We start from the raw sequence: 24,737 nt of genomic DNA on the forward strand, positions 1-24,737 counted from the left end.
GACTGGTCAAAACACCTACCGCACCCTAGCGTCACCGCATGAGCCACCCGATCCACGACAGCCGCTATTCCTGGCTTCGCCTTCTGATCACACTCGCCATTGCAACAGTGGCGAATGTGGGGATGTGGGCGGTGATCGTGGTCATGCCCGCAGTCGAGGTTGAATTCGGCGCTGGTCGCGCAGAAGCTTCGATGCCCTACACGCTTACGATGATCGGTTTTGCCCTGGGCAATATGTGGTTGGGTCAGTTGGTAGACCGGCTGGGTGTAACCATGGCCCTGATCGGCGCAGCCATCTTGAGTGCCCTAAGCTATGTGCTGGCAACGCTGGCACCAAATATCATGCTGCTGTCTGCCGCGCATCTTCTGCTTGGGTTAGGCACGTCAATTGGATTTGGCCCACTGATCGCCGATATATCGCATTGGTTCATGAAACGACGCGGTATTGCCGTTGCGTTGGTGGCCAGCGGAAACTACCTGTCCGGAGCTATCTGGCCCACCATGCTGTCGGGCATTCTGGCGCGCGATGGATGGCAACAGGTCTATGTGACATTAGCCGTTCTAACACTGCTCGTCGTTATCCCACTGTCCCTACTCCTACGCCGCCGGGTCCCGGTCGAGGCACACAGTACGGCCGAAGCCTCTGCCCAGATCAACGCACGCAGTGCAGGTGTATCACCTCGCACACTGCAATATATTCTTGGCTTGGCTGGCATTGGCTGTTGCGTAGCTATGTCCATGCCGCAGGTCCATATCGTCTCTTACTGCGTCGGGTTGGGATATGGCCCCGCGGTGGGCGCCGAGATGCTGTCACTAATGTTGTTGGGTGGTGTCGTAAGCCGCTTGGTCTCGGGCCTTCTGGCCGATCACCTTGGTGGGGTCATGACCCTTTTGATTGGCTCAGTCCTGCAATGCATCGCGCTGTTCTTGTTCCTGCCCTATGACGGGATGGTCTCGCTTTATTTTATCAGCCTGATGTTCGGGCTGGCCCAGGGCGGCATCGTGCCCAGCTATGCCTTGGTTGTCCGCGAGTACATGCCTCCGCAAGAGGCAGGCGCGCGGGTCGGATTTGTTTTGATGATGACCATTCTTGGCATGGCCCTTGGCGGCTGGATGTCGGGCTGGATTTACGACCTCACCGGAAGCTACCAACTGGCATTCGTGAACGGTATTCTCTGGAACGGCCTGAACATCGCGATCGTTCTGATGCTTCTCAAGCGATCCCGCCCCAGACGGGAAAGGGTCATGGCATGACGTTTGTAAACCGCCGTACTGTCCTTGCCGGGCTTGCATCCCTGCCCTTCGCCCGACCGTCGCTTGCCGCACTTAGCCCCTATGTTCTGTCGACAACGGACACCAGGGTTGGCTTCAGTTTCAACCTTTCAGGCGTGATGCAGACGGGATCCATGCCGATACGCTTCGCCAACGTCCAAGTCGATACGCGCCAACTACAAAACAGCCAGGTCACCGTAGTGCTGGATGTCAGCAAGGCCAGAACTCGGTTGCCCTTTGCCCGAATGCCCATGCTTAGCCCCAGCGTACTGGACGCCAAACAGCACCCGACGATCCGTTTTGTCTCAACAAAAATTGAGCTTGGCGCGCAAGGGCGTATCTCGGACGGGGCCCGCATAACCGGCGATTTGACCGTCCGCGGTGTAACGCGCCCCATCACGCTGAACGCCAATCTCTATCGCAAGGCAGGCACTACGGTTGACGACCTGACAAACCTGTCTATCGGTCTGACGGGGGCCTTGAACAGGCATGATTTTGGCGCGTCGGGTTATCCCGATCTTGTTCGGGACAATGTCGGTCTGAACATCCACGCCGAGATCAGTCGTGCAAGTTGATCCACAAAGCGCAAAAACGACTCGATAAAGTCGAATAGGTGCGCGCATTGTGCGGCAATGACGCCAATCTGAGATCACTATGCGTACCATTATTTCCTTTGCCGCCCTTTTCCTTTCAGCCATTCTATTGCAACTGTCGACAGGCGGGGTTGGCCCGCTTGACGCCATATCCGGCATCACCCTGGAATTCACGACCGAACAGATCGGTCTGCTGGGATCGGCTCATTTTATCGGCTTTTTCGTAGGGTGTTGGTGGGCCCCACGACTGATGGGCAGTGTCGGACATTCCCGCGCCTTCGCCGTCTGTACTGCATTGGGCGCGATGGGGCTGATCGGCCACACCCTAACCAACGATCCCTATATCTGGGCCATCCTCAGGATCGCATCAGGAACATGTATCGCAGGCTGCTACACTGTGATCGAGGCTTGGCTGAACGCAAAGGTCACGAATGAAACACGCGGACGGGCGATGGGCACCTACCGGCTTGTTGACCTGGGCGCCTCGCTTGGCGCACAGATGATCATCGCGGTTCTGCCGCCAGCATCTTACGTGTCTTATAACCTGTTGGCGATCCTGTGCTGTGCCTCGCTGCTGCCGCTGACGCTGACCCGAGCGAACCAGCCGCCAACACCCAACACACAGCGCTTGCGGCCCAAGCTGGCTTGGGCCTGTTCCCCTCTGGCCGTCGCGGGTGTGATCGTTTCAGCGCTCAGCTCTGCGTCCTTCCGAATGGTTGGCCCGGTCTACGGGCAAGAGGTTGGTCTGGGCATTGACCAGATTGCTTTCTTCCTTGCTTCGTTTGTTTTGGGCGGAGCCCTGGCGCAATACCCGTTAGGCTGGCTGGCTGACAAGTATGACCGACGCTGGGTTCTGATCTGGCTGTCGGCCGCTGCTGTACTGAGCTGCGGGATCACGATGGCCGCCAGCGGCGCTGGGACGGTTGGGGTGATGCTGGCCGCCGGGTTCTTTGGTCTGACGACCTTTCCGATCTTTTCGCTGTCTTCGGCCCACGCGAATGACTTTGCCACCAGTGAAGAACGGGTCGAGCTGTCCGCTGCATTGATGTTCTGGTACGCTTTGGGCGCTATTGCATCGCCCTATATTTCCTCGACACTGATCGAACAGTTCGGCCCCGGCGCTTTGTTTGCATTTGTGGCCGTCGGACATCTGGGATTGATCATCTTTGGTCTTGCGCGGATGCGCTCTCGCCCAACGCCAGAAGAGCGGACGAACTATGTTTACGCTCCGCGCACATCCTTTACCGTCGGGCGCCTTCTGAAACGCTCTCGGGAAGAATAATAAAGGGCCGGGAAATCCCCGGCCCTTTTGTTGTTTGTTCGCATATTATTGAGTCGGCAGCGTTTCTTCCTCGACAACATCGACCACTTCTGCGGGTTCCGGCGTCGCCTCTAGCGCGCCGTTCACTACTCCGCCGACACCGTTTTCCATCGACAGACCCAGCTCCTCGCCCAGCTTCTTGAGTGCGGGCATCTGCACAGCCATGCCCATGATCGAATCCAGCGCTTGATTGACCACCGGCTTGTCGCTGTTGGCCGCGCCACCGCCTGAAGCACCGGCACCGATCCCACCAACCTGATGGATTTTGATCGAGTCGATCTTCTCGGCCGGTTTCACCATTTCCGAGATGATCGACGGCATGGTTTCAATCCTGGCCATATCGACCTTCATGCGGATCTGCGCAGCAGAAAGAGCGTTGTCGGCTTCAACAATCGCACGCTTACCTTCTGCTTCGGCCAGCATGTCGTTTTTCTTCGCCTCGGCACGAATGTTCAGCGCATCCGCTTCGGCCTGTGCTTCTTCACGACGCGCTTCGGCACGGTCTGCGGCGGCTTCTTTCTCGGCCTGCGCGGCCAGACGGATCGCGGTCGCCTGACGTTCGGCTTCGCGCGTGGCTTCGATCAATACGATCTGCTTCTGGCGCTCAGCCTCGGCCACTTCGCGGGCGGTCACGACGGCCTCGGTCGCCTTTGTCGCCTCGGCCCGGGCAAGGTCAGCAGATGCACGCGCACGGCTTTCCTCTTCGGATTTCTGCGCGATGATGATCTGACGCTCCTGCTCGGCCACTTCGATCTCACGTTCTTTCGCAATCTCAGCATCGCGGATCTTGCGCTCGCGCTCGATCTCGGCCCCGCGGATGGCTTCTTCACGGGCGATCCGGGCACGTTCGGTTTCGCGCACCGAATCTTCGGTCCGCGCCGCAATCTCGGCCTCTTGCGCCACGCGCAGGGTTTCAACCTTCTGAGTCTGCTCGATCCGCGCCTGTGCCTCGTCCTGCTCGATCAGCAGTTTCTGACGCTCGGCCTCCATCGCGGCCCGGCGTACTTCAACCTCGGCATCCGCATCAATCTGCGCGCGCTCTTTTTTCGAGGCTGCAATCACCTCGGCCAGTTTGCGCATACCCACAGCGTTAAAGGCGTTATTCTCGTCCAGTGCTTCGAACGGCGTCTGGTCAAGCGCAGTCAGCGACACGGATTCCAGCGACAGGCCGTTCTTCAACAGGTCTTCGGACACTGCGTTCTGCACCTCTTGCACAAAGTCAGCGCGGTTTTCGTGCAGCCCGTCCATGGTCATCTGCGCGGCCACGGCGCGCAAACCGTCGATCAGTTTACCTTCGATCATCTCGCGCAGTTGTTCGACGTCAAACGTGCGTGAGCCCAGCGTCTGCGCGGCGCGCGCGATTCCCTCTTCCGTCGCCATGACCGAGACGTAGAATTCGACACCCACGTCCACGCGCATCCTGTCCTGAGTGATCAGTGCAGCCTCGCCGCTGCGTTGCACTTCAAGGCGGAGGGTCTTCATGTTGACGGGGCTGACCTCGTGCAACAGCGGCACGATGACCACACCGCCGTCCATGATAACTTTTTTACCGCCCGCCCCGGTTTTCACCAGGCTCACTTCGCGGGTCGCGCGTTTATAAAGGCGGCCAAGTACAAAGCCGATGAATAGCAGGACGGCCAGAATGGTGACGACCGTAATCGCCAGGAATGAAACTTCCATGCAAAATCCTCCGATTTAAGAGTTGATAATTTGGTTAGTCCGACAAGCCGACCAGAACGAACCGGTCCCGCCGTCTGTCGCGCAGCACCAGAACGTCAGTGCCTTGCTCAAGGATGTCTTTGTCTTGCAGCGGCTCGGCGCGCAGGTGATGGGTGTTTCCGAACCGGTCCATCACCCTCACCTCTGCCGCGCGTCCGCGAGACGCCGTCCCTTGCGAGATCACGCCGCGACGGCGGGCCAGCATCCTTTCGGACATCGCCTCAGTCTCGGTCTTCGGCAACAGGCGGGCGAACACGGTACCAAAGCCGCGCGCAAACCACAGACCGAATGCAGCTGCCGGGATCGCAGCCATCCAGCTTGGCAGATCAAAGCCCAACAAATCACGCAGCGCCAATTGCAGGCCGATGCCCGACAGACCAAAACCCGCCAGCAGGACCACAAGCCAAATCATGAATGGCACTTTGCCAATCCCCAACCATGCCATCGGCCCGGCAGCGGCGGCATCAGGCACGTCCGTCTCAATCTCGGCCAGTTCGAATTCGCCCAGATCAATGTCAGCATCTATGTCGAGATCGAAGTCTGCAACAGCCAGATCCGGAACATCCACAGCATCCAGATCGACCTCGCCCTCACCTGCCAGCAGGCTTCCACCCAGCACCAGAGCAATCAGCTCCAGGGCCAGCAGGCCAAACAGCAGCGCAAGCGCCATGGTAAAGGGCACGAATGCACCCTCAAGCAGGAAGTCGAACATTAGGAATATGCCCTCGTTTTTGTATACTTTTGTATACACTCAATATGAGTAGTCATAATAAAAATACAAGAGATCGTGATTCTATTTTCAACCTATGGGTAGTGTAGACACCTGTTTAACTGCAATCGCTACTCAATTGATAAAGCGTTTTTTGACTGGATCGTGGCATTTCAGGACATCCACGCAAAACCCGGCCTTTTGCTGGCGGGTTACATAAGGTAGACGAGCGCGCAGACAGTTACGTGGACACGCAAAATGGCTCGGATTCTCATCACCTCGGCGATCCCTTACATCAACGGGATCAAGCACCTCGGCAACCTGATCGGCTCGCAACTGCCAGCCGACCTGTACGCACGCTACCAGCGTGGCCGGGGGAATGAGGTCATGTTCCTGTGTGCCACGGATGAACACGGCACGCCCGCGGAACTGGCGGCTGCCAAAGCCGGTAAGCCCGTGGCCGAATACTGCGCTGACATGTACGCGGTTCAGGCCGATATCGCCAACCGGTTCGGCCTCAGCTTCGATCACTTTGGCCGCTCGTCCAGTGAACAGAACAAGCGCCTGACCCAGCATTTTGCAGGCAAGCTGGACGACGCCGGCCTGATCCGTGAGGTCAGCGAGAAACAGGTCTATTCCAACGCGGATGGTCGGTTTCTGCCCGACCGCTACATCGAAGGTACCTGCCCCAATTGCGGGTACGACCGCGCACGCGGCGATCAGTGCGAGAACTGCACCAAGCAGTTGGACCCGACCGACCTGATTGAGCCACGCAGCGCGATAAGTGGCTCGACCGATCTTGAGGTGCGCGAGACCAAGCATCTGTATCTGCGCCAGTCGGCGATGAAGGATCAACTGGATGCGTGGATCGACAGCAAGACCGATTGGCCGGTCCTGACCACATCAATTGCCAAGAAATGGCTGCATGATGGCGACGGTCTTCAAGATCGTGGCATCACCCGCGATCTGGACTGGGGCGTTCCGGTCAAAAAGGGTGACCAGGACTGGCCCGGCATGGAAGGCAAGGTCTTCTATGTCTGGTTCGACGCCCCCATCGAATACATCGCCTGTGCCAAGGAATGGGCGGATGCCAGCGGTAGAACCGATGCCGATTGGGAGCGCTGGTGGCGCACCGACAAAGGCGCAGAAGACGTGCGTTATGTGCAGTTCATGGGCAAGGACAATGTCCCCTTCCACACCTTGTCTTTCCCGGCCACTATATTGGGCACAAACGCGCATAACGAAGTCACCGGATCATCCGAGCGCTGGAAGCTGGTCGATTACATCAAGTCTTTCAACTACCTGAACTATGATGGTGGCCAGTTCTCGACCAGCCAGGGGCGCGGCGTGTTCATGGATCAGGCGCTTGAGATCCTGCCCGCCGACTATTGGCGCTGGTGGCTGCTGAGCCATGCGCCTGAAAGCAGCGACAGTGAGTTTACGTGGGAAAACTTCCAGCAATCGGTGAACAAGGACCTTGCTGATGTTTTGGGTAACTTTGTCAGCCGCATCACCAAGTTCTGCCGCTCGAAGTTTGGCGAAGCAGTGCCGGAAGGCGGCAGATTTGGCGAACGCGAAAACGCTCTGATCGACGAGTTGACCCGCCGCGTCCGCGCCTATGAGGACCACATGGAAACAATGGAGGTTCGCAAATCCGCGCAGGAATTGCGGGCGATCTGGGTTGCGGGCAATGAGTATCTTCAGGCCGCTGCCCCATGGTCAACCTTCAAGGAAGATCCGGAACAAGCTGCGGCTCAGGTGCGTCTGGGGCTGAACCTGATCCGCCTTTATGCTGTTCTCAGCGCGCCGTTCATTCCCGATACCTCGGCCCGAATGCTCAGCGCGATGAACACGCTGGACACGGGATGGCCCGATGACTTGGCCGCCGCATTGGACGCGCTGCCTGCGGGTCGCGCGTTTACTGTGCCCGATGTACTGTTCGCCAAAATCTTGGATGAGCAGCGTGAAGACTGGCAGGAAAAATTCGCTGGCACACGCAACTAATCTTGTTGCATGCTGACAGTATTCGGGGGCCCGCGTGGCCCCTGTTTTGCTTTTGGGCATGATCAAAGTGAACACCTAACATGGTCAAAGCGAAGTAATTTTTCGCACCAGTGCCAACAGGTTCAGGCGTCATCACGCTTGAGAAACCATGTCAAAAAAGTCATCCTGATGCGAAGTTCTTCCGACTCGGGCCTCCAATACGGCGGGCCCGGCATCATTTGTTTCTGTCACGCACGAGGCTTTCGCCATGTTCCCAACACGTTTCTCATCCAACCGGATCAGCAGGCCTCTGGCCACAGCGTCCCTGCTGTTGTCTCTCGGATTGGCGTATCCGGTTGTCGCACAAGAGGAAGGCGCACCCCCCAAAGTCTCAATTGCGGCAGCCTATACCCAAGAAATCACGGATGAAGCCTCGTTCATCGGGCGTGCTCAGGCAATCAACAAGGTCGACATCGTGGCCCGAGTGAACGGGTTTCTCAACAGCAGGGAAGTCGAAGATGGCGCTACAGTCAAAGAGGGAGACCTGCTCTTCACCATCGAACCCGACCTGTATGAAGCGACGCTTGAAGCTCGCAAGGCCGATTTGAACCGGGCCGAGGCCAATCTGGAACTCGCCAAAGTCGATCTTGCGCGCAAGGAAGAACTTTACAAACGCGATGCCACACCAGAGTCGGAACGCGACATCGCGCGCGCCAACGAGTTGGTTGCAGAAGCAGAGGTCAAGGCAGCGAATGCCGCGATCCAACAAGCCGAGCTTGACCTGAGTTATACGCAGATCCATGCGCCGTTTGATGGACGTATCGGCAGCATCACGACCAGCGTTGGTGACGTGGTCGGTCCAACCAACCCTCCATTGGTCAATATCGTTAGCGAAACACCAATTTACGTGAATTTTTCCCTCAATGAAAAAGTATTCACGACGGTTCTGGAATCTTATGGCGAAAACTCGGCCTCTTTGGCGGAAAGCCCGCAAAGCCCCAATGTTCACGTGATCCTGCCAAATGGAAGCGAGTTGGATGAAACCGGAAAAATTGTCTTTGTCGATAACCGCATCGACCCTTTGACAGGCGCAATCAGGGTCCGGGCGCAATTCGACAATGCCGCCCGTCTGATCCTGGACGGCGCCTTCGTGACCGTACAAATCGAAGCGCTGGAGCCAACCTTGCAAGTTCTGGTGCCTCAGGCCGCCTTGCAGCGTGATCAGCGCGGCGAGTTCGTTCTGGTGGTCAACGACAAGCAGATGGTTGAGCAACGCTACATCACCACCGGCGACGCTGTTGGCACGGCCATCATTGTAAAAGAAGGCCTGCGCGAAGGTGAAAGTGTGATTGTTGAGGGCCTTCAACGCGTTCGCCCCGGCGTGGCTGTTGACGCGGTCGTTGCCTCTGAACAGCCAGGAGAATAACTGATGTTCTCAGCCCTGTTCATTAGCCGGCCCAAGCTGGCGCTTGTCATCTCGCTTGTGCTGACCATCATGGGCGGCATTGGCTATTTGGTTCTTCCGGTGGCGCAGTTCCCGGATATCACTCCGCCCGTGGTCAACGTCTCTACCACTTACACCGGTGCAAATGCGGAAACCGTGGAAAACACTGTCGCCGCGCCCATTGAGGCACAGGTCAACGGTGTGGACGACATGATCTATATGACGTCCAGATCGTCTGATAACGGATCCTATTCGCTGGATGTCACCTTCGAGGTCGGCACCGACCCCGACATCGCATCGGTCAACGTGCAAAACCGGGTGGCGCAGGCAATGTCTTCGCTGCCAGCCGAAGTGACATCGTCGGGTGTGGTCACACAGAAATCATCGACCAACATGCTAATGCTGGTCACGTTGACGTCGCCCGATGGCACCTATGACAGCGTGTTCCTGTCCAACTACGCCTCGATCAATCTGCGAGACGCGCTGGCGCGTGTGCAGGGCGTTGGTAAGGCGGACGTTCTGACCAACCTGGAATACGCCATGCGGATCTGGATGGACCCGGACAAGATGGCCGCTCTGTCCATCACGCCGGGCGACGTGATCAATGCGATCCGCGAACAGAACATAGAAGTATCGGCGGGTTCGATCGGCGCCCCTCCGGTGCCCGAAGGGCAGACGTTTCAATACACGATCAAGTCCAAGGGTCGCCTCACATCCGCCGAAGAGTTCAGCGATATCGTAATCCGCACAGGTGAAGATGGCGCGATCGTGCGCGTGAAAGACATCGCCCGAACTGAACTTGGCGCGCAGTTCTATTCGGCCTCGGGCTATTTCCAGGCCGTTCCAGCTACTGTGATCGGTATCTATCAGGCACCCGGCGCGAATGCGCTGGCCGTGTCCGAGCGCGTGGAAGCAGAACTGGAACGCCTGTCCCGCTCCTTCCCGACGGACGTGGAATATGACGTGCCCTTCAACACCACCGATTTTGTCGAGGCATCGCTGAGTGACGTGGTCTCGACCTTGATCCTGACCTTTATTCTGGTGATTTCGGTTGTGTTTGTGTTCCTGGGCAGTTGGCGCGCCACGATTATCCCGGCCGTCGCAATCCCGGTGTCTTTGATCGGGACCTTTGCATTCCTTTTGGCCTTCGGCATGTCGTTGAACACGATCTCTCTGTTTGCGCTGGTTCTGGCCATTGGAATCGTGGTGGATGACGCCATTGTCGTGGTCGAGAACGTAGAGCGCATCATCGCAGACGAAGGTCTGCCCCCTGCCGAGGCAACGCGTAAAGCGATGGGCCAAATCACCGGTCCAGTCATTGCAACCACACTGGTGTTGCTGGCCGTGTTTGTACCGGTAACTTTCATGCCTGGCATTTCGGGACGATTGTATTCACAGTTTGCTGTCACTATTTCGACCGCGGTTGTGATTTCGTCCATCAACGCCCTGACTTTGTCCCCTGCACTCTGTGGGCTGGTTTTGCGTGCGCGCTCGGGCCCGCCCAAGGGGCTGCTGGCTGTCTTCGAAGGTTTTATCGGCACAATGCGCAACGGCTATGTCGCCATTGTGCGCAAACTGCTGGTTTTTCCTGCCATTGCGCTGGCCATCGTGGTTGGACTTGGCATGGGTACAGGGACGATCATGTCGAACACCTCAGCCGGGTTCATTCCGCTTGAGGATAACGGCTATCTCTTTGTTGATGTCCAACTGCCCGACGCCGCCACGCTAGAACGGACCGAGGCCGTGACTGCACGCCTTGACGATCAATTGCGCGAAATCCCAGGTGTGGCCAGCACGGTTCTGGTCAATGGCTTTTCGCTGCTGAACGGCACGATCACCAATGGCGCTGCGATCTTCGTGAACCTCGACAACTGGAGCGAACGGCAAGAGGAAGACCTAAGCGCCGATGCGATCCTGGCCAAGGTCCTTGCCATCTCCAATGCCGAATCCGCGGCCTCGATCGTGGCCTTCAACCCACCGCCTATTCAAGGCTTGGGCATGTCGGCTGGTGTCGAGATGGAGGTACAGCAAACTGGCGGCGGCTCGCCTCAGGATCTGGCCTCAGCCGTGGGGTCCTTTGTCTATGCTGCGAACCAGCGGCCCGAGATTGGGCAGGCTTACACCACCTTCAGGGCCAACGTTCCACAGCTATTCGTGGATCTGGATCGTGAAAAAGCCAAAACGCTGGATGTGTCCGTCGCCGAGGTATTCCAGACGATGCAGGCACAGCTTGGATCGTATTATGTCAACGACTTCAACCTGTTCGGACGCGTCTATCGCGTCATGATACAGGCTGATGGGACCTATAGGGACAATGTCGATGATATTGCGAACCTTTATGTCCGCTCGCAAAAGGGCGATATGGTTCCGTTGGGCACACTGATTGACGTTGAAAACGTGTTGGGGCCGGTTCTGTTGAAGCGACATAACCTGTTTCGCTCGGCCACAGTGACGGCAGTGCCCGCACCAGGCCTTTCCAGTGGTGACGCTATCACAGTGATGACTGAGGAATCGGCCACCGCCCTGCCCCCTGGTTACACGTTCGAATGGACCGGTACGGCGCAGCAACAGCTGGCCTCAGGCAGTCTGGTGATCATTATCCTGGGTCTCGCAATCCTGTTCGGATACCTGTTCCTGGTGGGGCAGTACGAAAGTTGGACATTGCCGGTTTCGATCCTGCTATCTGTGGTCGTGGCCCTATTTGGGGCGGTCGCGGCTGTCGCTATCGTCGGCAGTGACATCAACCTTTATACGCAAATCGGCATGATTATGCTTGTTGGGCTGGCCTCAAAAAACGGTATTCTGATCGTTGAGTTTGCAATGGAGCAACGCGCCAATGGCCTGTCAATCAAAGAGGCCGCAACCGAGGCTGCGCATCAGCGGTTCCGCGCCGTGATGATGACCGCCCTGTCCTTCCTCTTGGGTGTTGTGCCCCTCTTGGCGGCGAACGGAGCCGGTGCTGCAAGCCAGAAAGCGATTGGCGTGGCGGTGTTCGGCGGCATGTTGGCGGCGACGCTGATTGGTGTGATCGTGGTTCCGGTGCTGTATGCCCTCATGCAAAGCATGAGGGAATGGCTGAAGGGCAGCAAAAACGATCCCGGCCCGACCGAGACTGCCACCTGATCCTCAAAAACCCCGCCTCAACGGCGGGGTTTTTTCTTAGGGTGATCTTGCGCGACGACGGCTGGTAACCTCGTGGATCACCTGTTTCGCATCGGCTGGAGGTTCCTGCTCGATTCTGCGATATTCTGATCCATCCCTGCGCCGTGTAAGCAGCCCGCAAGAAATCATCGTGCGCCGCAAGGTGGCCGGATCGTAAAAGGAATGTTCAGCGTTGAGGCACGCGTTAACCTCGGCCTCATGCAAGGATGCACCTGAGGGTAAAGCGGCCCAAACAGCCCAGAGTGCAAGGTTTTGCACCGAACGTTTCGAAGGCCAAAGCTGCAACCTGCCGTTTGAATCGAACAAACGCAGTGCGCGTTCCACTGCTCGCGCATTGGGTGGTGGTGGGTCCGAGCGCGCCTGTAATCGGCGACTGGCGGCGCTGTCGGCTCGCATATGTTGCACATTCTGATAACCGGCTGCGCGTGCCACCATGTTCATCAGTTTTAAGTGCGAAGGGCTGGCCCCTCCCAACTGGATGGCCAGGGTACGAACAAACGGGGTTAGATCATCCACATGCAAAGGGACTGGTGTCTTGCTCATCACACATCCATATCGGGCGTTCTGCGCATTCGTTGGCCGCTGACCTGACGAAGCAACGCCCTGAGTGTTGCGATGTCAATCCTATCCTAAAGGCAGGTTTAGCGCTCTGAAACAGAGCAGCGGCGCCTCGGTGTCTGCCGACCGTGCCCGATGGCTAGCATAACAGCGGTCGATCGCCAAGGGGCATGCGCCCCTGTTACGCGGCGCGGCGCTCGGCCATCCAACCATCGATCCGCGCGATCTGTTCGTCGTTAAGCCGAAGCCCCAGCTTGTTGCGTCGCCAGACGACGTCTTCGGCGGTGCGCGCATATTCCTTGTCCATCAACCAAGTAACCTCTTGCGCGGTCAGGGTTGCGCCAAAATCTTCACCCAGGTCAGACGCTAGTTTAGCGCCAGCAATAACTGCGGGCGCCTCGGTCCCATAGGCGCGGATCAACCGAGCTGCCCATGCTGCGTTCAGAAAAGGATACTCCGCCAGAAGTTTGCTTTTCAGGGCATCTACGGCATCCACCGGAAAGTCGCCGCCGGGCAAGGCAACTCCGGCAGTCCAGGGTTTGGGCAGGTCCGGAAAGAACTCAGCCACCTTTTCCAACGCGCTTTCTGCGAGCCTGCGATAGGTGGTGATCTTACCGCCAAATACGTTCAGGACCGGTGCCCCACCCTGAGCGTCAACTTTCAGCGTGTAGTCGCGCGTCGCTGCTGTCGCGCTGCTGGCCCCATCGTCATACAGCGGGCGCACGCCGGAATAGGTCCAGACAATATCGTCGCGGGTCACGGCGCGTTGGAAGTATTTCGAAGCGAAGGCGCATAGATACTCCTGCTCGGCCTCGGTACATACCGGCGCGGTGGACGGATCCGGATGATCCTGATCGGTTGTGCCAATCAGGGTGAAGTCCTGTTCATAAGGAATGGCAAAAATAATACGGCCATCTTCACCCTGAAAGAAATAGCACTTGTCGTGATCGTACAGCCTGGGCGTCACGATATGGCTGCCACGTACCAGCCTGACGCCCTCGCGCGAGTTCACGCGGATCTTCGTCTGTATGATGTCGCCGACCCACGGGCCACCGGCGTTGATCAGCATTTTGGCCTGAATTACACGGGTCTGATCGCTGTCACGATCCCGAACAGTTACCCTCCACAGATCGTCCACCCGCTCGGCCGAAATCACCTCGGTCCGCACCATGATCTGCGCACCACGCGCCTCAGCGTCGCGTGCATTCAGAACCACCAGGCGGGAATCCTCGATCCAACAATCGGAATACTCATAAGCCGTTTCGAATCTATCCTGTAGAGGGGTTCCTTCTGCGGCCGTGCGCAAGTTCAGCGACGTGGTTCCGGGCAGAATTTTGCGCCCGCCCAGATTATCGTAGAGGAACAACCCCAACCGGATCAGCCAAGCCGGACGCCGCCCGCGCATCCACGGCATAACTGTGCTAAGCAATCGCGATGTCGGTGTCTCGGAATCGAACCGCATATCCGCGTGGTAAGGCAATACAAAGCGCATCGGCCAGCTGATATGAGGCATGGCCCGCAGCAGGGTTTCACGTTCGATCAGTGCCTCGCGAACAAGCCGGATTTCAAAAAACTCCAGATATCGCAGCCCGCCATGAAACAGCTTAGTCGAAGCAGAAGACGTAGCAGACGCCAGATCGTTCATTTCCGCAAGCATAACGGACAGGCCCCGCCCAGCAGCGTCCCGTGCGATGCCACAGCCATTAATGCCGCCACCAATGATGAAAAGGTCTGTGATCTGATTATCCGTCGGCTGCATATCCCTTGATTCCTCGCAAGGCCTGATCAGGCGTATTAGCCAGAATACCATTCGTATGGTCAATGTTTATGTTCGTTTATTTTCTTTTTGCAACGCTGATATGAAATTTTCACAGCCCTTCTTGCCAATTCCCTAGAAAAGAACAAAAACGAAAGAGCGCATTGCTTTGGATCTGCCCCATGTCTCTTTCGTTCCGCCAATCCGACATTCTGGACATCGCCAGCATTGAAGGGCGCGTCACGGTCGAAGGGTTGGCCGAGCGGTTTGGCGTCACCGTACAGACGATCCGGCGCGACCTGACGGAACTTGCGGATGCCGGGAAACTTGACCGGGTTCATGGCGGCGCGGTTCTACGCTCGGGCGTGTCCAATATCGGTTATGACGACCGGCGCGCGCTGAATGCGGATGCCAAAACCCGCATCGCGCAGACCTGCGCCTCTGATATTCCGGATGGTGCCTCAATCTTCATGAATATCGGCACCTCAACCGAGGCCGTAGCACGGCAATTGCTGAGCCATAAGAATCTGATGGTCGTGACCAACAACATGAACGTCGCCAACATCCTGATTGAAAACCCCGACTGCGAGATCGTCGTGGCGGGCGGCGTCTTGCGACGTTCGGATGGCGGGCTGATCGGCAATCTGACTGTTTCGACGATACAGCAGTTCAAGTTTGACCTGGCCGTCATCGGATGCTCGGCACTGGATCGAGACGGAGATCTGTTGGATTTCGACTTCCAAGAGGTTCAGGTCAGCCAAACGATCATCGCACAAGCCCGGCGTACCTTTCTGGTGGCAGATCATTCAAAGTTTCAACGTTCAGCCCCTGCGCGGATCACATCGATGTCCGAAATCGACAGGATTTACACAGACGTTCATCTGCCGGGTGATCTGCCGCAACACTGTCGGGAATGGCAAACAGAGGTCGTTCTCTGCGCGCAGTAGCTTTCACGCTTCAACGTTTGGGTGAATTGCGCAGCTTGTCAGATGCCGATCGGCCTGACACTATTCACTGTAATTACAATGTGCACGGGAAGGAAGGACCGGGCCATGATTGCGTTATTGTTTCTGCTGTTTACCGTCACAATGGGGCTCAACTATTTCAACCTGACGAAGACCGGGGGTTTGCTGTTTTTCGCCACGTTGGCGCTCAGCATCTATTGGTTGAAATTCCACGCCACCAGCCAATTGACCATTCAACTGTAAAGGGACCGTTATGACACCTGAACTGTCCCGAACCCTCAATGCGATCGGAATGCTTGCTGTCAGCCTCGTTCTGGTTCTGGCATATGTTTACCAATTTGCGCTCTATGAACTGCCCTGCCCGCTTTGCCTGTTGCAGCGGGTCGGTTTTGTGGCCGTGGGGGTTGGGCTTGGCCTGAACCTGCTATACGGCGCAAGACCCCACCATTATGCGATTGTTCTGATCGCTGCGCTGTATGGGGTCTCGGTTTCGATCCGTCAGATCCTGCTGCATATCGTACCCGGAACAGGCCATTACGGATCACCGGTTCTGGGGCTTCACTATTACACATGGGCAGCAATCGCCTTCTTCCTCGTCTTGCTGGGCACGGCAGTCATGCTGTTGTTTGAGCGTCAGTACGACCACGACGCGTCTGCAGAGCCGAAATTTGGAGGCAACAAACTGGCCAAAACTGCCTTTTTCGTCATGCTGGCGCTGGCTGTGCTGAATGCCGGGTCAACCCTTCTGGAATGCGGCCCCGGCATCTGCGCTGACCCGCCTACAAGCTACAAATTGATTGACGAACTGGACGCGGACAACGGAGGATAAGACAACCTTCGCCCGAAGAGGAGGCACGAGCATGGGACTATTGGGGCAGCCGTTAGGCTATTACGACTATCTGACATTTGTTGCGCTGATCCTGCTTCTTGCAGCGGTGATGGGTGTGTTTCTGTTTCTCATGGGGCTTCCGGGACGGATCGCGATCAAGCGCAATCATCCGCATGCCGAAGCCGTCAAGATCATGGGATGGATGGGGTTTTTGGCCGTGGTTCCTTGGGTTCACGCCTTTATGTGGGCGTTCCATGATGGCGTTACGGTGGACATTCGCCGGGGCCCGGATGAAGAGAAAGACGCCATTCGCGACGAAATCAAACGTCTGGGCGGCAAGGTCAGACCTGAGTATCAGGATCGTCTGGACACAGACAACACGCAGAAAAGCTAAGGCCGAAGGAAAGAAATACCTATGTTCGTTGCCCTCGGCATCACGCTTTTTTACATCATTTTTGTCTGGCTCATCTTCTTCAAGCTGGAACTTTTGAAATTCAATATTGCCTGGGGCATCGTCTCGTTCTGGGTGGGCGCGCATCTGCTGCTGATCTTTCTGGTGGCGCTTCGGTTTTTTCAGCCCTTCTCGGCAGACAGCCACGTGGTGCGTTCGACCATACAGATCGTGCCCAAACTGACGCAGCCAACAATATTGACCGAGGTACTGGTCGAGCCGAACACTCAAGTCACAAAAGGCGATCCGCTTTATCGCTTTGATGACACGGTGTTTTCTCTGGCGGTGGACAATGCAAAGGCCCAACTGGTCGCGGCCGAGCAGAATGCCAAAATCCTGGAACAGGATGTGGTCGCGTCGACCGAAGCTGTAGAACGCGCAAACGCGCAACTAGCCTATGCGCAGACCCAACAAGCCCGCTATGAGAACCTGGTGCCCGCTGGCGGAGCGCGGCAAGACGATCTGGACCGTTGGAACGAGCAGGTGACCGAAGATCTGGCTGCCGTCAAACAAGCGCAGGCCAATCTGGAAAAGGCACAACTGGCTGTGGAATCGCAGATTGACGGCGTGAACACGGGTATTCTTCAGGCTCAGGCCCAATTGGCCGAGGCCGAGTACTTTCTGGAAAACACCACCATCTATGCGCCTGAAAACGGGATGATCGTGTCACAGCAGGCACGTCCCGGTCTGGTTGTCGGCGACGTCCGATTGGGCGCAATCGCGAGCTTCGTGACCGAAGACAACCCCTATATCCTTGCCACCTTCCGTCAACAGAACCTGAAATTTGTCGAACCAGGACAAGAGGTTGAAGTAGCGCTGGACCTCTATCCCGGTGAAATCCTGACGGGCAAGGTCGAGGCGATCTGGTGGGCCACCCGGCAAGGGCAACTCATCCCGTCGGGCCGCCTGCCGGGTTTTGAACTGCCCAAACTGCCCGGTCGGATTGCCGTACAGATCACGGTCGACTTGCCTGAAGGCCACACTTTCCCCGCTGGTGGCCATGCGGCCGTAGCGATCTATACCGGTATGGGCAAAAGCTTTGAGTTCCTGAGGCGCATCAACATCCGCCTCTATTCCTTCGCCAACTTCATCCGACCGCTGGATATCTGAGGAAGCGCGCTATGACACTCCGCCGGTTTCTGGGAACTGCCCTTTGCGCTGCTACTCTGGTGGCTTGTGCACCAGTGGGGCCGGATTTCGTGCGCCCGAACTCTCCGGTCGTGAAGCAATGGATCGAGGTGAACGCCCCCAGCACCGGCCAAAGCGGCCTGACATCGCGCAGCGCACCCGTGGTGAAATGGTGGGAGACGTTCAATGACCCCACCCTCAACAAGCTGATTGCAGAAGCTTATGCGCAAAACCTGACCCTTCAGGTTGCGGGTGCACGTGTGTTGCAGGCCCGTGCACAGTTGGGCATCGCATTTGGTGAGCTTTACCCGCAATCCCAGGCCATTGGCGGGTCGTTGCAGCGACGGCAGATCAGCGACAATCTTGGACCCATTGCCGATATCAACCGCATCATTCCGCTGGATACCGAATTCTCGACCTCGCAAGTCGGCTTCGATGCCCAGTGGGAGCTGGACGTCTGGGGCGCACAGCGGCGCGGGGTGCAGGCCGCGCGGTCTAATCTGGCACTTCAGGTGGCCAATTACGACGACGCGTTGGTGACACTGACCGGGGATGTGGCTGCTTTGTACGTCGATATCCGCGCGTTACAGGAATCTTTGGCAATCGCCCGCGAAAACATCAAGTTGCAGCAAGATTCTGCGGACCTGACCCAATTGCGTTTCAACAACGGTGTCACCACCGAGTTGGACGTGCAGGAGTCTACCGCCCTTCTCAACAACACCAAAGCTTTGGTGCCCGAGCTGGAAAGTGACCTGCAACAAACCAAGAATGCCCTGGCCGTGCTGCTGGGTGTCACGCCGTCCCGGATGACCAGTTTGTTGGGGAACTCGGGCCGCATCCCGTCCGCGCGGACAAATGTGGCTGTGGGTGTACCCGCCGAACTGCTGCGCCGCCGCCCGGATGTGCGGGCCGCGGAGCTGGCCGCAGCAACGCAATCGGCGCAGGTGGGCATCGCGATGGCGGATCTGTATCCGCAATTCGTGCTGTCCGGCTCGATTGGCCTACAGGCTTCGGGCGGGCGCGACCTGTTCAGTGGCAACAGCACCACCGGTCTGGCCAGCGCTGGTGTGGTCTGGAACGTGCTGAACTATGGCCGCATCAAGAACAATGTCCGCGCGCAGGATGCCGCCTATCAGGCGCTGATCGCCAATTACCAGAACACCGTGCTGACTGCGTATTCCGAGGTTGAAAGCGCAATGGTCGCTTATGCGCAGGCACGCAAACAGGTTGGGTTCTATCAGCAAAGCGTCGACGCTTCGCGCAAGGCGGCTGAGATTGCAGTCAGCCAGTACACGGACGGCATTGCCAGCTATTCGCGCATTCTGAACACGCAAACCGCGCTGCTACGCTCACAAGCCAATCTAATCGAAGCGCGTCAGCAAGTGTCCAGCAATCTGGTCGCGGTTTACAAAGGTTTAGGCGGCGGTTGGCAGATCCGTCAAAATCAGGAGTTTCTGCCCGAGACCGTCTTGGCCGAAATGGCCTATCGTACCGACTGGGGGGATCTGCTGCAGAAAACCCCAACCGGTGCCAGCCTGAACTGAACCTACTTTGTCAGACCGCGCAGCCCGCCTGAGATCAGGATATTGACCTCATAAAGGATACGCGGCGCGGCCAACCCGCCGGGGCTGGCCAGATAATTCGGGCTCCATTCCGGGTCGAACTTCTGCTTGAAGCTGCGCAAGCCTTCGAAATGATAAAACTGTTCGCCGTGCTCATAAACGAACCCTCCGATCCGGTTCCAGAGCGAGGCATGTTGCCGGTTTTCTATGCCTGAAAACGGCGCAGCCCCCAGCGAGAACCAGTGAAAACCCTGCTCTGCACCCCAAACCATCATCTCGGCAAACAGCGCATCCATCACAAAGCTGGGGCTGTCCGGCTCATACCGCATCAGGTCCAGCGACAGTTCGGATTTGTTGCCGCCTTGGAATAGGTTGGCGAACGCCTTGATCTTGCCTGTGTTTCCATCGCGCAATACCGCGTGGTCGAAATAAGACAGGTACTGATCGTCAAAGCCCCCAAGCGCAAATCCTTTTTCGGCGCCGGCCTTTTGCTTGAGCCAATGGTCTGAAATCTCGCGCAATTCTGGCAAGACAGGTACCAGGTTTTCCTTTGGGATAATCTCGAACACATAGCCTTCCCGCTCGGCCCTGTTCTTGGCCTGCCGGAACCGTTTGCGCGACTTTCCGTCCAGCGAGAAATCTTGCAGCGGCACCCGCGCGACCTCACCAATTTTCAGGATCGACAGGCCCAAATCCAAAAAGGTCGGCAGGTATTTGGTCGAGACACTATAGAACGCGCACAGCTTTCCTTCACGGTCCGCCATTTCCCGAAGCTGCCAGATCAATTGGCGGCCAGCGGCCTCATCCCCCACCGGTTCGCCTTTTGAGATGACCGCGTTGCCGGTATCGGCGTAAGCGATGAAGGCCGTTTCATCCGGTGAGATCAGGAATTGCTTGTCACCGGTCAACGAGATCTGGGATTCAGTATCATCACTCTCCATCACCAGACGCTCGACGACCTCGGGAATTTCGGTGCGTTGCGGTGTCGGGATCTCACGCCCAAACAATGAGTTCACAGCGACCACGCCAACGATCACGGCAACAACGAGGCTCGAGCGTAAAAAGCGAGAGGCGTCGCCATTCCATGCAAACTCCCACCACAAAGCGTTTTGGTATTCCACATGGGAATACGCGAACAGCCCGATCCAGAAGATCACGGCAAGCAGCACCACGACACTGATCAGCCATGGGATGTTCAGGCGGAAAATTGATGCCCCACTGACCCGGTAAAACGCGCCACGGAACAAGGCCAAAACGCCTATCGTTCCCAACATCGACACCGCTTCGTGCATGTCTAAGCCCTTGGCAAGCGAGGCAAAGAATCCTGCCACCATCAGCAACATCGCAACTATCCAAGCGCGGTAGAGCTTGCGGAACAATCCGCGTGACACCAGCAAAAGCAGAACTCCGATGGCGCTTCCTACCAGATGCGAGGCTTCGACAAAGGACAGCGGCAAAACGTCTTTCAAAACACCAAGGTTCTGTGAACCGGCAGGCAGCGCCCCTGACACCAGCAGGATCACCCCGGCCGCCGCTGCGACTCCGGCGGCAACAATGGGCACCATGGGGCGGATGGCCCGGTATACCCAGGTCGCGGCCCCACTTATCCTTTGGCGTTGCGTCAGCGCCGACGCTACCGCAATTGACAGGCTCGCAACAACAAACGGGACAAACGTGTAAACCACACGATAGAGCAGCAGCGCGGCAATAACATCCGACCGCCCCGATGCATCCAGCCCCGCGATCAGCGTAGCCTCGAACACGCCAATCCCGCCCGGAGCGTGGCTGAGGATGCCCACAGCAATGGCCGCGATATAGATTGTGAAGAAGTACGGATAGCCAACCCCCAGATCGTCCGGCATCAGAACATAGAGCACCATGGACGCGCCAAACAGATCGCCGATCGCGGCCAGCGTCAGAAGGCTGGCAAGCTTTCCACCCGGCAAATCGAAACCAACGCCTGCGAAGGACAACCGCCTGCCCCCGCGCGACAGCCAAATAAACAGGACGACCAATGCCCCCAGCAGCGACAGCCCGATGGCTGTTTCCACCGTCGGGCTGACCGGCACCACCTTGGATATGCCGTCAGGATGCAGGGTCAACAGCAGGCCCAGTATCAACACCAGCCCCATCCAGAACGCCACCCAAGAGGTCGCGATTACTCCGGCCACACGTCCCAGATCCAGCCCCAGCGACGCATAAATCCGGTACCGGATCGCAGTACCGGTGATGTAGGAAAAGCCAAGGCAATTTGATACGGCGTAACCACTTGCCCCTGCCATTCCAGCCACAGGCAAGGGCACTTTGCCCTCTGCCACGCTTTGCACCGCAAAAACATCATAGAGCGACAGAGAAAGAAAGCTGAACGCCGTCCAGCAAAGCGCGAATAGCATCAGCTTCCATGACGTTCCAGCGATATCGGTCTGCACATCCGACCATTTCACATGCGCCGACAGATCGTGCAAAACAGTCAGGGCGATTGCGGTGATCACAACGGGTATTGCGATGCGCAGCCAAGGCTTTTCCAGCATCGCCGTCATACGTTCCGCCCAATGCACAGCCAGAGGTTCGTCAGATTTCTGCGAAGTGGTCATCCTGCACGTCCCTGCCTGTTTGCCGCGCCAGACAGTCTGCTGAATATTCAGACATCATCTGCCCTAAAACTCTGACACAAATTGTTTTCATCTCAAAGTGCTAGAGCCGCCCCTTGCGCGTGGACAGCAGCAAATTCGTCTCGGATCGCGTGATACCGTCAAAGCGGCGGATTTGAAACAGGACCTCATCCAGCTCGGCCAAGGTTTCGGTACTGATTTCTGCGATCAGATCCCAGCTGCCATTGGTCGAATGTATTGCTGTCACCTGCCGCAAGGCTGCTATCCGCGCCATGACGCGTTCTGTCCCGCGCCCTTCAATCTCAAGCATCATCAAACCGCGTACCGGGCTTTGCGCCAGATCCCTGCGAGTCAGGACAGTGAAACCGACGATTTCTCCGGATTGTTTCAGGCGCTGCAACCGACTGCGCACCGTGGTGCGCGTTACACCCAGCGTTTCCGAAAGCTCGGACAGACTGGCACGCGCATCACGTTGCAACGCATTGAGCAGTCTATTATCCAAATCGTCCATATCTTTTTCCCATTAAGGATTTTCTCGACCCATTTTGAGCAATTTGCTGCCTTCACGCAAGACACTCTGCCAGCCTAAATGGACACATGGACATGAAAAAAATAATTCTCATCGGCGCGCCAATGGACGCTGGAAAACGTCGTCAGGGATGCCGGATGGGTCCGGACGCCTATCGTGTGGCCGGGCTGCAAGAAGCTTTGACCGATCTTGGCCATTCTGTTCAGGACCAGGGCGACGTGACCCCCGAAGAAACTGGCATGCCCGAACACCCGCATCTTTTTGCCCTGCCGGAATGTGTCGGCTGGACTCGGGCTCTCAGCCAAGCTGCACAAGCGGCCGCTGGTCGGGGCGTGCCCATCTTTATGGGCGGTGATCACGCACTGTCCATGGGCACTGTCGCGGGTATGGCAGCCTACGCAGATCAGGTGGATCGGCCTTTGTTTGTGTTGTGGTTGGACGCGCATAGCGACTTTCACACACCGAACAGCACAGGCAGCGGCAACCTGCACGGAACGCCCGTGGCATATTTTACTGGAAGACCGGGTTTTGACGCTTTCCCGCATTTGCCTGCGGTGGTCCCAACAGATCGCGTCGGCATGATCGGCCTACGCTCCGTCGATCCGGCTGAGCGGCTGGCGTTGGAGCAGAATCACGCGATGTTGGCCGACATGCGCAGCATCGACGAACACGGGATCAAGGCCCCTTTGATGGCCTTTCTGGACCGTGTGCGCGCAGAAAACGCTCTGCTGCACGTGTCGCTGGATGTCGACTTCCTCGATCCCGCTATAGCTCCAGCCGTAGGTACAACGGTTCCAGGCGGAGCGACCGAACGCGAAGCCCATCTGGTGATGGAGCTACTACATGAGAGCGGGCTGGTCAGTTCGCTGGACCTAGTCGAATTGAACCCGTTTCTGGATGAACGCGGTCGCACCGCCAAACTGATGGTCGATCTGGCCGCCTCACTTATGGGCCGCCGCATCTTTGACCGCCCCACCCGGAGTTTCTGATGACCCAACCTTCTGACAAGGCCCTCGTGCCGTTTGTATCCGTCGACAACATGATGCGATTGGTTCATCACATCGGCGTCGAGCAGATGATCACGCAGATCGCCGCACAGATCGAAGCCGATTTCAAACGTTGGGAGAGCTTCGACAAAACCCCACGCATTCCGGCGCATTCACCGCATGGTGTGATCGAGCTGATGCCAACCTCGGATGGTGAGGCCTACGGCTTCAAATACGTGAACGGCCATCCCAAAAATACTTCAGAAGGTTTGCAAACGGTCACGGCCTTTGGTCTGTTGGCGGATGTTTATACCGGCTATCCAACACTGCTGACCGAAATGACGCTGCTGACCGCACTGCGCACAGCGGCAACCTCGGCACTGGTCGGGCGCTATCTTGCCCCGACAAACGCAACCACCATGGCAATGATCGGCAACGGCGCGCAGTCTGAATTCCAGTGTCTGGCATTTAAGGCAATGTGCGGCATCAGTACAGTCCGGCTCTACGACACTGACCCTAACGCAACCGCAAAATGTTCGAAAAACCTGTGGGGCAAGGGTTTGACTGTTGTTCCCTGCACGACGCCAGAGGAGGCCATCGAAGGTGCCCAGATCGTCACCACCTGCACGGCAGACAAAAAATACGCAACCATCCTGACCGACAACATGGTTGGCCCCGGTGTTCACATCAATGCCATCGGTGGCGACTGTCCGGGCAAAACAGAACTGCACCGCGATATCCTGCTCCGCTCGGACATTTTCGTTGAATACCCGGAACAGACCCGTATCGAAGGAGAAATTCAGGCGCTGGACGAGGATCATCCGGTGACCGAGATGTGGCAGGTCATCAACGGTACCGCCAAAGGGCGCGTAGATGATCGCCAGATTACGTTGTTCGACAGCGTAGGTTTCGCGATCGAAGATTTCTCGGCCCTGCGCTATGTGAAACAAGCGATTGAAGGCACAGGTTTCTTTGAGCCTTTGGACATGCTGGCCGATCCGGATGATCCGCGCGATCTGTTCGGAATGCTGATGCGAGCCGGGTAAAACGCAGTCATGGGGGCTCTGCCCCCGCCGCGCTGCGCGCGCCTCCCCCGAGGTATTTTCGGCCAGATGAAGATCGGATCCCTTGCTTCATCTGGCCCAAAAATACCTCGGAG

The 24,737-nt window shown here is 57.3% G+C and carries 20 protein-coding genes; 14 read left to right on the top strand and 6 right to left on the bottom strand.

What is annotated here, in order from left to right:
* Positions 1-38: 38 nt before the first annotated feature.
* From GS632_RS04075 to GS632_RS04085, 3 genes are all read left to right on the top strand, one after another.
* Positions 39-1,253: a CynX/NimT family MFS transporter gene (locus tag GS632_RS04075; RefSeq protein WP_171237457.1), complete on the top strand. Its 1,215-nt coding sequence runs from the start codon at positions 39-41 to the stop codon at positions 1,251-1,253.
* Positions 1,250-1,846, top strand: coding sequence for a YceI family protein (locus tag GS632_RS04080; protein WP_171237456.1), 597 nt, complete (start codon positions 1,250-1,252; stop codon positions 1,844-1,846). Before GS632_RS04075 ends, GS632_RS04080 begins: the two co-directional genes overlap by 4 nt.
* A 79-nt stretch (positions 1,847-1,925) precedes the next feature.
* Entirely contained in the window at positions 1,926-3,146 is a 1,221-nt protein-coding gene (locus GS632_RS04085) for an MFS transporter (RefSeq protein WP_171237455.1), read from the top strand.
* A gap of 45 nt (positions 3,147-3,191) precedes the next feature.
* Here the strand turns inward: GS632_RS04085 and GS632_RS04090 are convergent, their stop codons facing one another.
* Both GS632_RS04090 and GS632_RS04095 read right to left on the bottom strand, forming a co-directional pair.
* Complete coding sequence (locus GS632_RS04090; protein WP_171721370.1) at positions 3,192-4,865, bottom strand: flotillin family protein; 1,674 nt, start codon at positions 4,863-4,865, stop codon at positions 3,192-3,194.
* Positions 4,866-4,899: 34 nt separating this feature from the next.
* Positions 4,900-5,616, bottom strand: coding sequence for an OB-fold-containig protein (locus tag GS632_RS04095; protein WP_171237453.1), 717 nt, complete (start codon positions 5,614-5,616; stop codon positions 4,900-4,902).
* Between the two features lie 255 nt (positions 5,617-5,871).
* On the opposite strand from GS632_RS04095, the gene metG reads away from it, so the two are divergent.
* The 3 genes from metG to GS632_RS04110 all read left to right on the top strand — a co-directional run bounded on the left by metG (position 5,872) and on the right by GS632_RS04110 (position 12,163).
* Positions 5,872-7,617 (top strand): methionine--tRNA ligase, encoded by a 1,746-nt coding sequence (metG, locus tag GS632_RS04100; protein ID WP_171237452.1) that lies wholly within the window; start codon positions 5,872-5,874, stop codon positions 7,615-7,617.
* 247 nt (positions 7,618-7,864) lie between these two features.
* Positions 7,865-9,022 (top strand): efflux RND transporter periplasmic adaptor subunit, encoded by a 1,158-nt coding sequence (locus GS632_RS04105; RefSeq protein WP_171174496.1) that lies wholly within the window; start codon positions 7,865-7,867, stop codon positions 9,020-9,022.
* Positions 9,023-9,025: 3 nt separating this feature from the next.
* Entirely contained in the window at positions 9,026-12,163 is a 3,138-nt protein-coding gene (locus GS632_RS04110) for an efflux RND transporter permease subunit (RefSeq protein ID WP_171237451.1), read from the top strand.
* Positions 12,164-12,199: 36 nt separating this feature from the next.
* Here GS632_RS04110 and GS632_RS04115 read toward each other — a convergent pair whose 3' ends face one another.
* Together GS632_RS04115 and glpD are read right to left on the bottom strand one after the other, a co-directional pair.
* Positions 12,200-12,745, bottom strand: coding sequence for a DUF2087 domain-containing protein (locus GS632_RS04115; protein WP_171237450.1), 546 nt, complete (start codon positions 12,743-12,745; stop codon positions 12,200-12,202).
* A gap of 196 nt (positions 12,746-12,941) precedes the next feature.
* Positions 12,942-14,519, bottom strand: coding sequence for a glycerol-3-phosphate dehydrogenase (glpD, locus tag GS632_RS04120; RefSeq protein ID WP_171237449.1), 1,578 nt, complete (start codon positions 14,517-14,519; stop codon positions 12,942-12,944).
* A 179-nt stretch (positions 14,520-14,698) separates the two neighbouring features.
* Between glpD and GS632_RS04125 the strand changes: the two genes are divergently transcribed.
* From GS632_RS04125 to GS632_RS04150, 6 genes are all read left to right on the top strand, one after another.
* A complete protein-coding gene (locus GS632_RS04125) occupies positions 14,699-15,463 on the top strand; it encodes a DeoR/GlpR family DNA-binding transcription regulator (protein WP_171174504.1) in 765 nt (254 codons plus the stop codon).
* 105 nt (positions 15,464-15,568) lie between these two features.
* Positions 15,569-15,724 (top strand): DUF5993 family protein, encoded by a 156-nt coding sequence (locus tag GS632_RS04130; protein WP_171174506.1) that lies wholly within the window; start codon positions 15,569-15,571, stop codon positions 15,722-15,724.
* A gap of 10 nt (positions 15,725-15,734) precedes the next feature.
* Positions 15,735-16,310: a disulfide bond formation protein B gene (locus tag GS632_RS04135; RefSeq protein WP_171237448.1), complete on the top strand. Its 576-nt coding sequence runs from the start codon at positions 15,735-15,737 to the stop codon at positions 16,308-16,310.
* Between the two features lie 31 nt (positions 16,311-16,341).
* Positions 16,342-16,704: a DUF3302 domain-containing protein gene (locus GS632_RS04140; protein WP_171237447.1), complete on the top strand. Its 363-nt coding sequence runs from the start codon at positions 16,342-16,344 to the stop codon at positions 16,702-16,704.
* A gap of 21 nt (positions 16,705-16,725) precedes the next feature.
* Entirely contained in the window at positions 16,726-17,871 is a 1,146-nt protein-coding gene (locus GS632_RS04145) for an HlyD family secretion protein (RefSeq protein WP_171237446.1), read from the top strand.
* A gap of 11 nt (positions 17,872-17,882) precedes the next feature.
* Positions 17,883-19,433: an efflux transporter outer membrane subunit gene (locus GS632_RS04150; protein WP_171237445.1), complete on the top strand. Its 1,551-nt coding sequence runs from the start codon at positions 17,883-17,885 to the stop codon at positions 19,431-19,433.
* 2 nt (positions 19,434-19,435) lie between these two features.
* On the opposite strand, the gene mprF is transcribed toward GS632_RS04150, so the two are convergent.
* The gene (mprF, locus tag GS632_RS04155; protein ID WP_171721369.1) at positions 19,436-22,045 is read right to left on the bottom strand and encodes a bifunctional lysylphosphatidylglycerol flippase/synthetase MprF; all 2,610 of its coding nucleotides are present in this window, start codon (positions 22,043-22,045) and stop codon (positions 19,436-19,438) included.
* A gap of 100 nt (positions 22,046-22,145) precedes the next feature.
* Entirely contained in the window at positions 22,146-22,574 is a 429-nt protein-coding gene (locus tag GS632_RS04160) for an Lrp/AsnC family transcriptional regulator (RefSeq protein WP_171174517.1), read from the bottom strand.
* An 86-nt stretch (positions 22,575-22,660) separates the two neighbouring features.
* Between GS632_RS04160 and rocF the strand changes: the two genes are divergently transcribed.
* Together rocF and GS632_RS04170 are read left to right on the top strand one after the other, a co-directional pair.
* Positions 22,661-23,581, top strand: a complete 921-nt coding sequence (gene rocF / locus GS632_RS04165) for an arginase (protein WP_171237443.1) — start codon at positions 22,661-22,663, stop codon at positions 23,579-23,581.
* Positions 23,581-24,624, top strand: coding sequence for an ornithine cyclodeaminase (locus GS632_RS04170; protein WP_171237442.1), 1,044 nt, complete (start codon positions 23,581-23,583; stop codon positions 24,622-24,624). The genes rocF and GS632_RS04170 overlap by 1 nt, the downstream gene beginning before the upstream one ends.
* The last annotated feature ends 113 nt before the right edge of the window (positions 24,625-24,737 follow it).

Source organism: Ruegeria sp. HKCCD7296 (genome assembly GCF_013110775.1).
Lineage (GTDB): Bacteria > Pseudomonadota > Alphaproteobacteria > Rhodobacterales > Rhodobacteraceae > Ruegeria.